A 16,298-nucleotide genomic window follows, 5' to 3' on the forward strand; every position below is an offset into this window, starting at 1 on the left:
ATAAGGTTTTGAAAAATAGGAAATATTCATGAGTACCCAGTTTTCTGCACTTGTTTCTAAACTCAAAGAAATTTTTCAGATCAATCGACCTGATTTGGATTTTGGTGTTTACCGTATATTAAATGCACGTAGTGATGAAATTGCTGAATTTCTGGATAAGCGTTTAAAAACTAAAGTAGAGCAATACCTTGGCGAAGCAAAGTCGAGTTTTGATGAAAATGCAATAAAAGAATTAGAAGCTGAGCTCAAAGCGGAATTTGGCAAACGTGCGTTTAACGATCAAGGACAACTCATTGATGCTGAAGCAATTGAAAGTGCCTTAGGACAAAAATATATTGCGTTAACTCAAGTTGATGCCGATGAAATGACAGATCAATCGCAAGTGTATAGCCATTTGCTGACTTTTTTTAGTCGTTATTATGATAATGGTGACTTCATTAGCCAACGTCGTTATAAGGGTGACACCTATGCTATTCCTTATTCTGGTGAGGAAGTGATGTTGCATTGGGCAAACAAAGACCAGTACTACACTAAGTCTGGTGAGATGTTTAGCAACTATCGTTTTAAACTGAATGATGAGCGTTCAGTTTTATTTCGTTTGGTGAGTGCAGATACAGCACGAGAAAATCGTAAAGACAATGATAAAGACCGTCGTTTTATTATTGTGACAGAACCAAAGACTTTCACTCGTATAGATGAAGAAGGTGAAGAGTTTGAAGAAACTATTGTTCCATTCTCTATTCAAAATAATGAACTAACCATTCTTTTTGAATATGCGACTTTACCTAAAGGCTCAAAGCAAGAAGCACTAAATACGGAATCGTATAACAAAATTGTGAGTGCAGAAGTTTTAAGTGCTGACTGGCTAAATGATTTAGTACAACTTGCACCAACAGAAAAAGAACCAAAGCGTACAGTGTTGCAAAAGCATTTGAGTACTTATACGCAGAAGAACACAGCAGATTATTTTATTCATAAAGACTTGGGTAAATTCTTGCGTCATGAACTTGATTTTTATATTAAAAATGAAGTGATGCATTTAGATGATGTGGTGAGTACCGATCAGTTTATTCAGATTGAACGTCAGCTCAGTATTATCAAGTGTTTACGCCAAATTGGTTTAGAAATCATTAGCTTCTTGGCTTCGCTTGAAGATTTTCAGAAAAAGTTGTGGTTAAAGAAAAAATTTGTCGTTAGTGCTGAATATTGCATCACTTTAGACCGAGTAGATGAGTCTTTATATACTGAAATTGCAGACAATACAGCACAGTGGCAACAATGGGAAGATCTAGGCTTTAAAGGAACAGATGCAGGTTGGGGAACTCTTGATTACTTAAAAAAACATCAAGCCTTGATGGTGGATACATCTTTGTTTAGCATTAATTTTAAAGCAAAGCTTTTGCAAAAAATTGATGATTTGGATGATCAAACAGATGGTTTGATTATCCATAGTGATAATTTTCAGGCTTTAAATTTATTAAAGTCGAAGTATTATGAGAAGGTGAAATCTATTTATGTAGATCCTCCTTATAATACCTCAGCATCTGAAATTTTATATAAGAATGGTTTTAAAAATTCTTCATGGTTGAGTCTGTTGGAAAATAGAATTTCATTAGGTAAAATTTTATTAAAAAATGATGGAATTCAATGTACAACAATAGATGATGTTGAGCAAAAAGTCTTATCAATATTACTGGAAAATATTTTTTTAAAGGATAATGCAGGGACTTTGAGTATTAGAATAAAACCTTCTGGTAGACCAATTCCCAATGGTTTTGCTTTAGCTCACGAATATGCAATTTTTTCTAGAAAAAATGAAAACACAGCTATACAGCGATTAGGCCATTCTGATGAGCAGATAAATCGTTATAAAGATATTGACGAAAAAGGACGCTTTTTTTGGGAATTTTTTAGAAAAGCTGGTTCTAACTCACATAGAGTAAATCGTCCTACTATGTACTATCCTTTTTTTGTTAATACAGTTACTAATGCCGTTAGAGTTCCTAAAGTTGAATATATTGATGATCAATTAGGATATAAAATTCTTGATAAACTCCATGCTGATGAGACAATTGTTTGGCCACTAAAGGATGATGGAACCGATGGGTGTTGGTATTTTGGTTATGAAAGAGCAAAGCTTTTAGAGAATGAATTTAAGGCAGTATTTTCTGATATTGGGTATAAAATTTATTATAGAAGAAGACCGAATGATGGAATTCAACCTACAACTATTTGGTCTGATGCTAAGTATTCTGCTACAGAACATGGTACAGCTTTAATTAAAAAATTATTTAATAAGCAAGACTTTTTTTCATATCCTAAATCTATTTTTGCAGTTGAGGATTGCTTAAAAGTTAGTGGTGTAGAAAAAGATAATTCTTGTACAGTTGCTGATTATTTCGCAGGTTCAGGAACAACGGCTCATGCTGTCATTAATATTAATCGCCAAGATAAAGGTTTCCGTAAATATATTCTTGTAGAGCAAGGAGAGTATTTTGATACAGTTTTGAAACCAAGAATTCAAAAAATTGTATATTCCGAAGAATGGAGCGATGGTAAACCTATAGATCCTAATTCTGGTATCAGCCATTGCTTGAAGGTAGTTAAACTTGAAAGTTATGAAGATACTTTAAATAACTTGGAGTTGGTTCGTAAAGGTGCGCAGCAAACTCTTTTAGCAGAACAACAGGTTTCAACGAAACCTGAAGATCAACAAGCCTATAGTGATTATCTCATGCACTATATGCTTGAGTTAGAAGGCAAAGACTCCTTGCTCAAAGTTAAAGACTTCCTAAAGCCATTTAACTATCAAATGAATATCACGACTGATAGTGCTGGTGCTTTTGAACGTAAAAATATTGACTTAGTTGAAACCTTTAACTATCTCATTGGTTTGAATGTCCAATATGCAGATTACCAGTTAGATAAAGGCTATGTGCAAATTACAGGTAAATTACGTACAGGTGAGTACACCACAGTTTTATGGCGTGACTGTGAAAAGATTGGCTATTCAGAACTCGATCAATTACTTGCAAAACTCAAAATTAATCCAAACGATGGTGAGTACCAATTGATTTATATCAATGGTGACCACAACGTAGCAAGCAAATACACTACTAAAGAAGGTGAAGAAAAACAGCTTAAAGTCCGTTCAATTGAACAAACCTTCCTAAAAAATATGTTTGAGGAGTAATGCACTGTGGCAAAAGCTCCTAAAGCAAAAACTAAAGCAGTTAAAGTCAATTTCCATGAGCAATTGATTTTAAGTAAATGGTTGTGGTCAAAGTTTAATCCAAATCGTTTGGAAGGCATGAAACAACAGCTGGATTATCCTCAGTTTGAGGGAATCGAGCATGAAGGTGATAATGCAGGTCAAACTAAATTCTTTGGTGTGATCAGCAATACCTTGTTTAACAAACAGGTTGTTGATATCGATGTTCTACGTCGTTATGACTTAAACATTGTGAAACATTGGCAAAAAATCACTGAAAAACGTAATGAAATAGAAGGTCATGTTTTAAATCTCAAATATTTCCAATACCTTTCATTGCTATTTACAGAACTGTATTTAGATCAATATTTTAATCATCAAGCAGACATACTAAATGAGCTGAATATTGAACTTGAACAATATAATGATGATCAGAAAACTGATGCAGATAAATTTCAGCAGTATTTACCTGAAGATCTCAATAAAATCGGTTATTGGAATGCGACAGGTAGTGGTAAAACACTGCTTATGCATGTCAATATTTTGCAATATTTGGACTATTTCCAACATCAAAATGGTGATAGTACTTTTCCAGACCAAATCATTTTACTTACACCGAATGAAGGCTTGAGTGAACAGCATTTACAAGAGCTGACGGATTCTGGTTTTCAAGCAACTTTATTTGATAAGCAAAAAAGTCGTAATAGCTTGTATCGAGATGAAATTCAAATCATCGATATGAATAAGCTGAGTGATAGTGATGGTGATAAAACTGTTGCGACGATGAGCTTGGAAGGTAAAAACCTTGTACTGATTGATGAAGGACACCGTGGTACAAGTAGTAGTGCTGGTGCTTGGATGGAACGACGTGATATTCTTACCAAAGATGGCTTTAGCTTTGAATATTCGGCTACCTTTGGTCAAGCTGTGAGTAAGGCAGACAACGTCTATAAACGCTTTGAAGATGCAAAAAAACAGAAAGCAAAAATGCTGTATGGTGTGGCGATTAATAAGCTAACCGAAGAACAGAAAAAAAATATTCAGCTTGATGATTTAGAACAGCAAAAATACCGTCGGGAAGCACTTCGAGAAGTGTATGCTAAAAGTATTTTGTTTGATTATTCGTATAAATACTTCTATGCAGATGGCTATGGTAAAGAAGTCAATATTCTTAACATGAAAGAATATCATGAAGATGATGAGCGTAATCTTTATCTTACAGCTTGCTTACTTTCATTTTATCAACAACAGTACCTGTTTAAAAAGAATCAGGTAAAACTAGCGAAGTTTAATATTGAAAAACCACTGTGGGTCTTTGTTGGTAACAAAGTTAATGATGATGACTCTGACATTTTAGCCATTGTTAAATTCTTGGCAGACTTTTTGGATTCATCACGTAAACCTAAGGTAATCGGTTGGTTGAATGATTTGATCACCAATACATCTCGTTTGGTCGATACAAATGGCATCAATATTTTTGCTAATCGATTTGTACCATTACATGGTCAAGATGCAACTGAGCTTTACCAAGATATTTTAAAAAGCTTCTTTAACTCCACAACCAATCAACGATTGAATGTGGTACGTGTCACGGCAAACAAAGGTGAACTACGTTTACAGGTTGGTGAAAATACACCTTTTGCGGTGATTAATGTCGGTGATGAAAAGGGCTTATATGATAACTGTGAAGAATCAAGCCAGACACATTATCTAAATGCACGTACCGATGATTTTGCTGAGTCATTATTTCCTACATTAAATAATGATGATAGTGAAACACATCTTCTGATTGGTTCTCGTAAATTTACTGAAGGCTGGAGTAGTTGGCGCGTATCGACCATGGGCTTATTGAACATGGGTACAGGAGAAGGTGCGCAGATTATTCAGCTCTTTGGTCGTGGTGTACGTTTAAAAGGTGAGAATTTTTCTTTAAAAAGAACACCAAGAGAGATTTATAGTAAGGCTGAATATAAAGGTCTGCATTTAGATTTAATGCAAACGATTAATGTTTTTGGTTTACGTGCTGACTATATGGAGAAATTCCGTGATTATTTGAATGATGAAGGCATTATCCTGAATCAGGATTTGGTCACATTGGATTTTCCAACCAATAAAATTAAAACACCTCGCTTAAAAACTCTTACTTTAAAAGATGGTTATAAAGATAATCAGGCTAATGGGTTTAAGGCTCAGTCAAAACTTTCAATGTTTAAAATTCCAAAACACTATGAAGGTAAAATTAAAAAACCTTTTGTTGTCTTGGACTTGTATCCACGTTTGCAAGCCTTTCATACAGATAAATCTAAGCGTCAAACGGATGTAAAAGATAAGCGTCAAGAACATGAGATTTCACCAAAAATCATGTGTATGTTTGATTTTGATGAAATTTACTTGCAACTTCAGCAATATAAGTTCCAGCGTGGATATAGCAATTTACAGTTGGATGTTGATGAGTTACAGGAGTTTTGCCTAAGAGATATCAAGTTCTCTATGGAAGATTGGTACAAGCTTTTGGTTGATTCGTCAGAATTAACCAATGACGTGAGTGGAATCAAAAAACAGCAAGCGATACTAATTGAGCTGTTACAGTCCTATATGGATAAGTTCTATCATGCAATTAAAAATGCCTATGAAGGGCAGTTCTATGAAGTGACAGAATTTAGTCTCGATGATAAAGAGTTACCTGTACAAATCTGTGAGCAATATACACTTACAGCAAAAGAAGGCAAAAATAACGAAGCACAAGAAGTATTTGACCGATTAGAAACTTTGAAAGAATTGGTCAGTAAAGGCGATGTTGAAAAGTTAGTGCCTTGGAAAGAAGATGGGAGCTTTAGGGCAATTACATTTGATCGTCATCTTTTCTACCCTTTACTGGATAAAAAGGATGAAAGTCTTCCATTTACATGGTCGCCAATGTTGTTTGACTATACAAGTCATACGCAAAGTAGTGAAGTAAAGTTTGTCGTAGATTTACAGGCTTATATCAATACATCAGATGCCAATGAATGAACCGTACCGGGTTTGTCGGAGAGTCAATATTCTGAGAGACTATCCCGATGACAAAATTAAAATATACCCCTGAAATCAGAGAAAGATCGGTTCAATTATTGATTGAATCTGAAAAAGATTATCCTTCTACTTGGGCAGCAATCACAGCAATTGCGCCTAAAATTGGCTGTACTCCTGAAACACTTCGTGCCTGGCATCAAAAGCATTTAGATCAGCAAAATCCCGCCAAAGTACAACAGGTATCTGACCAAGAAAAAATGAAGCAAATGGAACGTGAAATTAAAGAATTAAAACGTGCCAATGAAATTCTACGTAAAGCAGCCGCTTTTTTCGCCCAGGCGGAGCTCGACCGCCCACACAAATAATGGTGGATTTTATCCATAACAATAAAGATCGATATGGTGTTGAAGCGATTTGTAGAATTTTACCGATTGCAGCTTCGACCTATTATCGGGCTTTAGATCTCGCTGACAATCCAGAACATCGAGCGAAACGAGATCTACATGATGAGCATCATGCTGAACAAATTAAACGAATTTGGAAGGAAAGTTCAGGTCGATATGGTGTGCGTAAGGTCTGGCAACAATTGAAACGTGAAGGTTATGTTATCGCACGTTGTACAGTTGCTCGATTGATGCAGAAGCTAGATATACAAGGTGTTTGGCGTGGTAAGAACAAACAAACCACCCGTAGCCGAGATGACCAAAAACGGGCAGATGATTTAGTGAAACGTAATTTTAGAGCTGATCAGCCTAATCACTTGTGGGTTGCTGACTTTACCTATATTCAAACTCATTCAGGCTGGGTCTATACCGCCTTTATTATTGATGTGTTCTCACGAGCAATTGTTGGCTGGAAAGTATCTACACGAATGAATACAGATATGGTGCTCGATGCATTAGAGCAAGCATTGCATGATCGAGGCATGCCAAAGAATGTGATTCATCATTCCGATAGAGGTGTGCAATATCTTTCCATTCGCTATACCAATCGTTTAGAAGCAGCAAATTTACGAGCATCAGTCGGTACGACTGGTGATTCATACGATAATGCTTTGGCTGAAACAGTGAATGGCTTATACAAAACAGAGGTGATTGAATATTTAAAAGCAGATTGGCAAGGTTTAGCGGATGTACAACTTGCGACATTAAACTGGGTAGATTGGTTTAATAAAAAGCGTGTACACAGTGCACTAGGTTATGTGCCACCTTTTGATTTTGAATCAATGTACTATGATAAGATTAACCCGTTAGGTCAGGTGGCCTAACTTAAATAAAAAAGTCTCCGACAAACCCAGTACGGTTCAGAACTCTTGAAGGATCATGAGCTTTATTTATTGCGTAATGCTGATAATAAGTACCGTGGATTAGGTTTTGCTTTGGCTGGGAATTTTTACCCTGACTTTTTATTGTGGCTAGTGAACAAACAAACAGGAAAGCAATATTTAACTTTAGTAGACCCTAAAGGCATTCGAAACATGAATCATGATGATGCTAAGGTTGAGTTCTATAAATAGATTAAAAATATTGAGTCTAAACTTGAGCATTCTGGCTTAACATTAAATAGTTTTATTTTGTCTATTACACCAATGAAAGACATTTTGAATAATTCACTTTCTGAAGATGAATTTGCTGAGAAGAATGTTTTATTTATGGTGGGTAATGGCACAGCATATCTTGAGAAAATGTTCAAAAAAATACTTCAATTATAGATTGAAGTATTATTAATTCTTAAAAATTTTAGAAAATTAATTCAATATATTGCTTCTAAGGGGAAGTTATGTCTGGACAATATGAAAAACCGTTGACGATAAAAGAAGCTGTAAATGCTATTCAATCAAATGACTTCTTATTACCTGCAATTCAGAGAAAATTTGTTTGGACAAGTAATCAAATTTGTCAGCTATTTGATTCAATCCTAAGAGGGTATCCTATAAATTCATTCATGATGTGGGAAATTACTGATTCTGAAATCAAAAAAAACTATAAATTTTATCAATTTTTGACAAAGTATTGTCAACGGTTTAATGAGGAAAATCCTTATATTGATATTAATGCAAGTAGTAAAAACTTCAAAGCAATTATTGATGGTCAACAACGACTAACATCATTATATATTGGTTTATGTAGTACCTATGCTTATAAGCAGCCTAGAGTGTGGTGGCCAACAGCTTATGATGAAAGTGTTCTGCCATCACGCAAATTATATTTAGATTTATCTCAACCTTTGGATGATGATGAGTCAATGATGCACTACAACTTTAAATTCTTAACAGATGTTCAGTTTGAACAATTAAATAACTCAGATGTTAAAAGTTGGTTATGTTTACATGATGTGCTAAATATGCCAAATGTAGATCTGGCTGATGCTATTCTGAAAGTAGTTTTCCCTGAACTTAATCGTCGAAACTTGGCCACAAATGGATTTGCTTCAGAAACACTTTTGAAGTTATATATGGCTGTTCATAAAGAACAATTAATTCATTATTTTAATGAAAAAAGTCAGGAAGTTGATCATGTACTAGATGTATTTATCCGCACAAATAGTGGTGGTACAAAGTTAGCTTTTTCAGATTTGTTAATGTCTATTGCAGTTGCTAACTGGGAGGGTGACTTTAGGAAAGAAATTGAGAATCTAACGAATTGGATTTATCAATCACAAGATTTGGGTTTTTATATTGAGAGAGATTGGATCTTAAAAACAGCATTAATGTTAATAGATGAAGATGTTCGTTTTAAAGTGAAAAATTTTACTGCTGATCGAGTACAACAAATTCAAATTCAGTGGGAGCAAATTAAAGACTGTATAAAAGAGACATTTAAGTTAGTAAGAAAATTTGGAGTAAATGCCCAGTCACTTACATCTAAAAATGCCGTAATACCAATTTGCTATTATTTGTATAAAAAAAATGATGAGTCTAATAAACCTTTATATTTAACAATTAATGACTTGGCTAAGCATAATGAAGAACGAGATAAGATAAGTCAGTGGTTCTATATGGTATTGTTAAAAGGTGTATTTGGTGGTCAAGCAGATTCGATTATTTCAAGTATGAGACGAATTATAAAAAATAATTTGTCAGAGTTTTTATTTCCATTGGAGCAAATTATTAAAGTCTACGAGGCTACGAATAAGGATTTAAGATTTGATGATGCATATATTGAAAATATGTTGAATATTCAATATGGAGAAGCTCGCTGCAGAACAGTGTTACATCTTTTATTTCCAGAGTTAAAAGCAACAGAAATTTTCCATATTGATCATTTACATCCTCAAAAAATGTTTACTAAGAAAAATATTGCAAAGTTAGAAAACCTTACTGATGAGCAAAAAGCATTTTATGTTAATGCCAGTCATTGGAATTCTATTGCTAATTTACACTTATTAAATGACTCTTTAAATCTTTCCAAAAGAGATAAGTTTTTGGATGACTGGATAAAAAACAATAATAGTGGTTTTACAAGCAAAGACTTACTTGTAGATGATTCAGTTTCATTAAATTTTAATTTTTTTGAAGATTTTTATCATGCAAGAAGAAAAGCTTTAAAGCAGCGGTTTATTGAAAGAGTTTACATTCAAAGTGATAATCAAAAATTTAATTCAAGAGACTTAGAGATTGGCGAATTTGATGATTTAGAAATAGATGATGATAACTTATTAATCGCTTAACCCATTAATTTAAAATTAAGCCTTGTATTAACAAGGCTTAATACCCATGACTAATAAAGTTTTGCTAACTTTTCATACTCTTTCGACTCTTCCAACATTGGCATCATTGGAAGGTTTTTATATCTAAAAAGTGTTGGCTTTTCATGAAATAAGTCAAAAAAGAACGAGACAGATTCTTTATACATTTCTTGTTTTAGTTTAGAAAAGTCCGATCTATAGAATTTACCTGAACCAAGTATAGGTGTATAGAAAATTTTAATATAGTTGATGTGAAGACCAGGTAAATGTTGGCTAATGAAATGATTAATCATGTCCTCAAAATTAATTTCATCGAAATTAATTTTGATGTCTTCATCATAGTCATCTCTCACATTAGTAATAATGAGCCATGTCTCTAGGCCATAGGGATGATAGATATAAATATCAGATGAGATATCTTCGCCATCTTCATTTTCATAACCCGCAGGCAGTGGAGTATAAAAACCATCAAAGGCATTAGTTATAAGTTGAGCCTGTGATTTTTCTGAGTCATCAGCTAGGCTATGTATCGCATCAACTGTATTTTCATGTAGCTTAAATGCTTTATTTACAATGCCACGGCGCTCATTACTTTCTTGATTAATTTCAGCTCTTGTCTTGACTATGAATAATGTCCATACATTTTATTATTAAAAATAATGTAGGGTATCCTACAAATTTAAGTAAGTTAATCAAGAAAATATTATTAAATTTATAGCCTAAGCTTGCTTGTATTTAGGAAAAGGCACGATTTTGTTTCTCAAACTATCAATAAAGTCTGACCATTCCTGCATCATCTTAGTTCTATATTCTAAATGTTGTGCATGGTTGTAGGCCTGAGAGACGGCATTTCCGACAGTATGCGCTAACTGTATTTCAATTGCATCATGCATATAGCCTTGCTCATGTAGTGTCGTAGATGCAAGTCCACGGAAGCCATGACCAGTCATTCTTCCCATATATCCCATGGTACGAATCGCACTTAACAGAGCATTGTTGCTTAAAGGCTTAGCTGTACTGTGGTTATAAAAAACAAATTGCTTATTACCAGTAATGGGCTGTAACCCTTTGAGTAATTCAATAGCCTGCTTAGATAAAGGAACAATATGTGGTAACGCCATTTTCATCTTATAGGCTGGAATGCGCCATAGTTTATTTTCGAAATCAATTTCATCCCATTCCATATTGATCAGTTCAGCAGTTCTCACGAAAGTTAAGCTCATAAACTGTAAAGCTGTTTTAACGAGGATATTGCCGTGATAACGGTCCATACGTTCTAAGAAAGGTGGAAACTCGGAAATATCTAAACGGGCCATATGCTTTACTTTCCGTGGCTTGAGAGCTTCTTGAAGGTGAGGGGTCGGATCATTCTCAATTAACCCTTTACGAATCGCATAACGGAAAATACGTCCAGCTAAAGGAATAGAGCGTTTAGCCATCTCTTGAGCACCGCGTGCTTCAATTTGCTTAGCACAAGCAAGGACATCTTTCCCTTTGATTTGATCAATAGGCATATTACCTAACGCAGGAAAAAGATCTTTTTCAAATACAGATAAGTCGCGTAAGTAAGTCCCTTCTTTAATGACAGCCTTACGATCCTCCATCCATTCCATAGCAAGTGCTTTGAAAAGAATACTTTCATCAGCTTGTTGTTTCTTTTGCTTTTTCTCTTCATTGGGATTGATCCCATCTTTAAGCTTTAATCGTGCTTCATCTCTAGCACGGCGAGCCTGTGCAAGCGTAGTTTCAGGGTATGTACCAATACTGAAGATATTCTCTTTTCCATTCAAACGAAACTTCATTCGCCAATGCATTCCTCCAGAAGGAGTGACCTCTAGATACATGCCTTTTTCATCAGAGTATTTAGTTTTCTTTTCTAAAGGTTTTATTTTTCTAACTTGAGCATCTGTAAGCATGGCAATAATTTCGCAGAATTGGGGGTATAATTTTAGGGGTAAAATATTATACCCCCAGTTATACCCCCAACAACATCAAGCTTGCAATAGATCAAGTAGATTGTATGAGACGTAAAAAAAGCTTAAACCCTTTAGATTTAAGCTTTTTTAGACCTTATGAGATTCCATAAGAATTGAATTTGGCGGTGAAAGAGGGATTCGAACCCTCGAAACGCTATAAACGTTTACACACTTTCCAGGCGTGCTCCTTCAGCCACTCGGACACTTCACCATGGCGGAGGATAATATCGAAAAACATAGCCATCGACAAGGTGAAACAATTGAATTCGAGCAAAAGTTTTAGCTCAATGATATGATTTGCAAAAATAGTGTCGATAATTGAAGACAAGCTTATGCAAAGTTCTGCAAAAAAAGCCGCATTGCCTGCGATTACCTTGGCAGCATTAGGGGTTGTGTTTGGGGATATTGGAACCAGCCCACTCTACGCATTAAAAGAATCTTTCCATGCCGCGCATGGATTAGGGATTAATCCTGAGAATGTTTTGGGTATTTTGTCGATTATCTTTTGGACAATGACATTGGTCATTACCATCAAATATGTCGCAATTGTCATGCGTGCAGACAACAATGGGGAGGGGGGCATTATGGCGTTGCTTGCCCTAAACCTGCGTAATACCAATTTTAGTGATCGCAAAAAATTATTGTTAATCGCAATTGGCTTTATTGGGGCCTCCTTGTTTTTTGGTGATGGGATTATTACCCCTGCCATTTCAGTGTTGTCAGCAGTAGAGGGTTTGTCCATCGCGACGGATGCACTTGATCCTTATATTGTGCCCATTGCGATTAGTATCGTGACCGCTTTGTTTGTGATGCAAAAATATGGCACAGCTTTTGTCGGTAAGTTTTTTGGCCCTTTGACCTTATTATGGTTTTTTGCCCTTGGACTATTAGGTATCTCTAGTATTATTCAAACCCCTTTGGTTTTGGGGATGCTGAGTCCACACTGGGCTATTCACTTTATTGTATCTAATCCACTTATGGCATTCTTTATCATGGGTGCGGTCGTGTTAACCGTAACGGGTGGTGAAGCTTTATATGCCGATATGGGGCATTTTGGTCCTGTTCCAATCCGTTTGGCATGGTTTGTTGTGGTTTTACCTTGTTTATTGCTTAACTATGCAGGGCAAGGCGCATTATTATTACGTGACCCAAATGCCATTGAAAATCCATTCTATTTATTGGTACCAGAATGGGCGTTGTACCCAATGATTTTCTTGGCAACTATGGCTGCTGTTATTGCATCTCAAGCGGTCATTTCAGGGGTGTTTTCCTTGGCACGCCAAGCCATTCAATTGGGCTATTTGCCACGTTTAAGCATTAAGCATACCTCAGATTCGGAACAAGGGCAGATTTACGTACCTTTACTGAACTGGATTTTGCTTGCAGCGATTATTGTTTTAGTTCTAATTTTCCAAACCAGTTCGCGTTTATCCCATGCTTATGGTTTGGCCGTGACTATGACCATGCTTTGCGATACCTTATTGATTGCAGTTTTCATACGTTACACATGGAAATGGAGTAAGCCAAAACTAACATTACTGATTACACCATTTCTATTGCTGGATTTGGTCTTGGTGAGTGCGACCTCGCTAAAAGTTCTGTCAGGTGGTTGGGTGCCATTATTGATTGGCGGAATTGCATTTATGTTGTTAATGACATGGAAAGATGGGCGTGAACTTACTTTTTCCAAGCTACAACAAGATACGCTTCCGCTCGATTTATTTGTGCAAAGTATTGGTGAACAGGCAAACTGGGTCGAAGGGGAAGCTGTCTTCCTGACAGGGACGCCAACAGTTGTGCCACATGCCATGTTACACAACATGAAGCACAATAAGGTTTTACATCAAAAGAACATCATTCTGACGGTAAAAATTCAGGATGTACCTTATGTTACAGATCAAGATCGATTCCACGTGGAAACCATGAATCAGCATTTTTATCGCGTTGAATTGTTCTACGGCTTTAAAGATGAAATGAATATTCCAATGGCGTTGGAAGCAGTCTATCAAGCGATAGGACTCGAATATAACTTAATGCAAATCAGCTTCTTTGTTTCGCGTGAACGTATTATTAGTACTGTCGGAGATGGCTTGGCGCCGTGGCGTGAAAAGTTGTTTATTTCGATGCAGCGCAATACCAGTCCTGTCAGTGACTTTTACCAAATTCCACCGAATCGTGTAGTGGAATTGGGAAGCCAAATTGAAATCTGATGATTTCATTCTTTCATTAGTCTAAGTGCTAAAAAACCAAGGCATAGTCCTTGGTTTTTTTATGCGGATTGAAATGTTTTTAGAATGATATTCCTTATTGTGAAACTTCAGATGGAGCTTCAGTAGGCATCTGTTCTGAAGGGGCTGGCATAGGCTGTGCTTCAAGATTTTGCTCAGATTGTGGCAGATGATTATTTGTGACGTCTGTATCTGGACTATTGATTGGATGGCTCGCGGAAGAGCTTAATTGTGGTGCTGGGGGAATGGCTTGATTAGGTGTTGCTGCGGATGCATCCTCGATACTATTCGGAGTTGTACTCATATTGGATGCTGTAGGATTATTTTCAGTATTGAGCAAACGTACTTGTCCAGATTGTATTAAGTCTTGAATGGATCCTGGTTGTCCATTAATCGTGGTGCTAATTTTGGCTTGTGACAAACTTTCTAGCGTTTCACCAGCTTGTACTGCGGGTTCTGCAAATGCGTTGACGCTACTGAAACCGAGTAATAATCCAGAAGCTAAAACTATTGCTGAAATTAAATTATGTGAAGACATCATGACTCCATGATTTATTGTGACTGTTCGTTGTGCCATTACCTTGGCATATACAAAATCGGGCTGACAATTGAATCTACCCAATTGCATCGATAAGCTACTTAAACACCTGATGAAATCAGACAATTTGTTACAACCTTCACTTGCTTGTCACGATTTTGTTGAATTGTTAAACGATCAGTCACATCTAGATATACTTCTACAGAAGGGCTTTGTTAAGCTCCTGCAAAATCAGTCGTTTGATAAAGTAATGGCCAGTAAAAAACGTAGTTCAAAGCAATCCTTTCCTTGGTTTTTTAATCAGCACAGTTCAAAAGTGGTGTTGGGAGTGGTTGCCGCAGGGAGTTTTGCCATTGCCTTTGGACAAGAGCGAATTAGCCAGTTTTTGTCTTTACCGAGTGCATCAAACTCGGCCTGTTTAGATCAGTTTTATCGGGATGTTCCCCCTTATTTAAATAAGGAAAGCCTCCAAAAGCAGAGCTATGCTTTGTGTTTTAATGGCTTTAACGTCATGTATTCTGGGGTGTCTAAAACGCCACTCTGGGTGGCAGAAGCTTTAACACCAGCGCGCTTAAGCCAGAAAATTCCACGTGAAGACAGTTTCCATGAAGAAGAGCGGATTCCAGCACAATATCGTGCCACTTTGTCGGATTATCGCGGTTCAGGCTATGACCGTGGGCATATGGCTCCGAATGCCGATATGCCGAATAAAACCTCACAGTTTGACAGTTTTTCTCTGGCCAATATGGTGCCGCAAGCACCTAAAAATAATCAGGAAGTGTGGCGTAAACTGGAAGAAGCGACACGTGCCATTGTGACTAAACACCAGACTGAGGTGTATGTGGTGTCAGGTCCAACTTTTACCAGTAAAAAATTAAAAGTGATTGGACAAGGGGTTATCGTGCCAACTGCCGTGTATAAGGCGGTGTATATTCCAAAAACGGGTGCAATCGGGGTGTATTATGCGCCGAACAATAATTCACAAGAAGTGAAAATTGTCAGCGTATGTTATTTGGAAGAACAAATTGGTGTGAATGTATTCCCCCAATTGACTGAAGATCAAAAGCGAAATACCTATCAGTTGCCACTGACTGCAAATGCAGTCAAAGCCAAACAAGAAATTGCCTATTCGCATTGGGATGCAGAGAGTCAGTGTGCGGAAGATGTATCCGCAGAACAGATCAAAACTGCACAACAAAGCTTTAGTTCAGGTAGCAGTAAATCTACTGCAAGTTCGAAGCCAAGTTTAGATGCAGAGACACAGGATGCCATTGTGAAACAGTTGATTGAAGCGTTATTGCAGTATATGTTGCAATTGGTGAAGTAGAAAAATACCCGTCCATTTGAAGTATTGGCTTCGAGGTGATTATGTTTAAACCTTTTGAAAATGACACCGAATCACATGCAATTCATGATTTAACCTTAGAAAATCAATGCGATCGAGTCAATATTTATGGCAATTTGCAAATAGGCAAAGATCAGGCAGGTTTAGCCGCAGCAAAAGCTTTGCAAGCGTATTTAAATGCGATTGTGGCAAAGTTGGAAGCAGAAGCGGAGTTGCCAGAACAAATCATTGATGCTGCGACTCAGGAAGTTGAAAATCCATTTTTATAAATACTCAAACTTGAATAAAGCCAGTCGCTCTT

The 16,298-nt window shown here is 36.4% G+C and carries 10 protein-coding genes, 1 tRNA gene and 1 other annotated feature; of the genes, 8 read left to right on the forward strand and 3 right to left on the reverse strand.

What is annotated here, in order from left to right; translation table 11 throughout:
- The first annotated feature begins 28 nt into the window (after positions 1-28).
- From C3F34_RS07840 to C3F34_RS07860, 5 genes are all read left to right on the forward strand, one after another.
- Entirely contained in the window at positions 29-3,193 is a 3,165-nt protein-coding gene (locus C3F34_RS07840) for a site-specific DNA-methyltransferase (protein ID WP_104441366.1), read from the forward strand.
- Positions 3,194-3,199: 6 nt separating this feature from the next.
- Positions 3,200-6,223, forward strand: coding sequence for a DEAD/DEAH box helicase family protein (locus C3F34_RS07845; protein WP_228155350.1), 3,024 nt, complete (start codon positions 3,200-3,202; stop codon positions 6,221-6,223).
- A gap of 47 nt (positions 6,224-6,270) precedes the next feature.
- A protein-coding gene (locus tag C3F34_RS07850) for an IS3 family transposase (RefSeq protein WP_104441367.1) occupies positions 6,271-7,490 on the forward strand; the annotation gives its coding sequence in 2 pieces (ribosomal slippage) (positions 6,271-6,547 and positions 6,547-7,490; 1,221 coding nt in all).
- Positions 6,546-6,662 (forward strand) — a sequence feature (AL1L pseudoknot). It overlaps the preceding gene by 117 nt.
- A 45-nt stretch (positions 7,491-7,535) precedes the next feature.
- Positions 7,536-7,739, forward strand: coding sequence for a hypothetical protein (locus C3F34_RS20560; RefSeq protein ID WP_228155351.1), 204 nt, complete (start codon positions 7,536-7,538; stop codon positions 7,737-7,739).
- Positions 7,740-8,002: 263 nt separating this feature from the next.
- Positions 8,003-9,892, forward strand: a complete 1,890-nt coding sequence (locus C3F34_RS07860; RefSeq protein ID WP_104441368.1) for a DUF262 domain-containing protein — start codon at positions 8,003-8,005, stop codon at positions 9,890-9,892.
- 737 nt (positions 9,893-10,629) lie between these two features.
- Here the strand turns inward: C3F34_RS07860 and C3F34_RS07870 are convergent.
- Together C3F34_RS07870 and C3F34_RS07875 are read right to left on the reverse strand one after the other, a co-directional pair.
- Positions 10,630-11,826 carry a tyrosine-type recombinase/integrase gene (locus tag C3F34_RS07870; protein WP_104442316.1) on the reverse strand — a complete coding sequence of 399 codons (1,197 nt, stop codon included), beginning with the start codon at positions 11,824-11,826 and terminating at the stop codon, positions 10,630-10,632.
- A 180-nt stretch (positions 11,827-12,006) separates the two neighbouring features.
- Positions 12,007-12,097 (reverse strand) — tRNA-Ser (locus C3F34_RS07875).
- A 121-nt stretch (positions 12,098-12,218) separates the two neighbouring features.
- Here C3F34_RS07875 and C3F34_RS07880 point away from each other — a divergent pair.
- Complete coding sequence (locus C3F34_RS07880) at positions 12,219-14,096, forward strand: potassium transporter Kup (RefSeq protein ID WP_104441370.1); 1,878 nt, start codon at positions 12,219-12,221, stop codon at positions 14,094-14,096.
- 94 nt (positions 14,097-14,190) lie between these two features.
- Here C3F34_RS07880 and C3F34_RS07885 read toward each other — a convergent pair whose 3' ends face one another.
- The gene (locus tag C3F34_RS07885) at positions 14,191-14,652 is read right to left on the reverse strand and encodes a hypothetical protein (protein ID WP_052662061.1); all 462 of its coding nucleotides are present in this window, start codon (positions 14,650-14,652) and stop codon (positions 14,191-14,193) included.
- A gap of 250 nt (positions 14,653-14,902) precedes the next feature.
- Between C3F34_RS07885 and C3F34_RS07890 the strand changes: the two genes are divergently transcribed.
- A complete protein-coding gene (locus tag C3F34_RS07890) occupies positions 14,903-15,979 on the forward strand; it encodes a DNA/RNA non-specific endonuclease (protein ID WP_044739135.1) in 1,077 nt (358 codons plus the stop codon).
- Between the two features lie 41 nt (positions 15,980-16,020).
- Complete coding sequence (locus C3F34_RS07895; protein ID WP_044739124.1) at positions 16,021-16,266, forward strand: hypothetical protein; 246 nt, start codon at positions 16,021-16,023, stop codon at positions 16,264-16,266.
- Positions 16,267-16,298: the final 32 nt, after the last annotated feature.

It is taken from the genome of Acinetobacter sp. ACNIH2 (genome assembly GCF_002934965.1).
GTDB classification, from domain to species: domain Bacteria; phylum Pseudomonadota; class Gammaproteobacteria; order Pseudomonadales; family Moraxellaceae; genus Acinetobacter; species Acinetobacter tandoii.

Coding starts and splice junctions, on each gene's coding strand:
- C3F34_RS07840 (WP_104441366.1), top strand. CDS start 29: ATGAGTACCCAGTTTTCTGCACTTGTTTCTAAACTCAAAGAAATTTTT.
- C3F34_RS07860 (WP_104441368.1), top strand. CDS start 8,003: ATGTCTGGACAATATGAAAAACCGTTGACGATAAAAGAAGCTGTAAAT.
- C3F34_RS07870 (WP_104442316.1), bottom strand. CDS start 11,826: ATGCTTACAGATGCTCAAGTTAGAAAAATAAAACCTTTAGAAAAGAAA.
- C3F34_RS07880 (WP_104441370.1), top strand. CDS start 12,219: ATGCAAAGTTCTGCAAAAAAAGCCGCATTGCCTGCGATTACCTTGGCA.
- C3F34_RS07885 (WP_052662061.1), bottom strand. CDS start 14,652: ATGTCTTCACATAATTTAATTTCAGCAATAGTTTTAGCTTCTGGATTA.
- C3F34_RS07890 (WP_044739135.1), top strand. CDS start 14,903: ATGGCCAGTAAAAAACGTAGTTCAAAGCAATCCTTTCCTTGGTTTTTT.
- C3F34_RS07895 (WP_044739124.1), top strand. CDS start 16,021: ATGTTTAAACCTTTTGAAAATGACACCGAATCACATGCAATTCATGAT.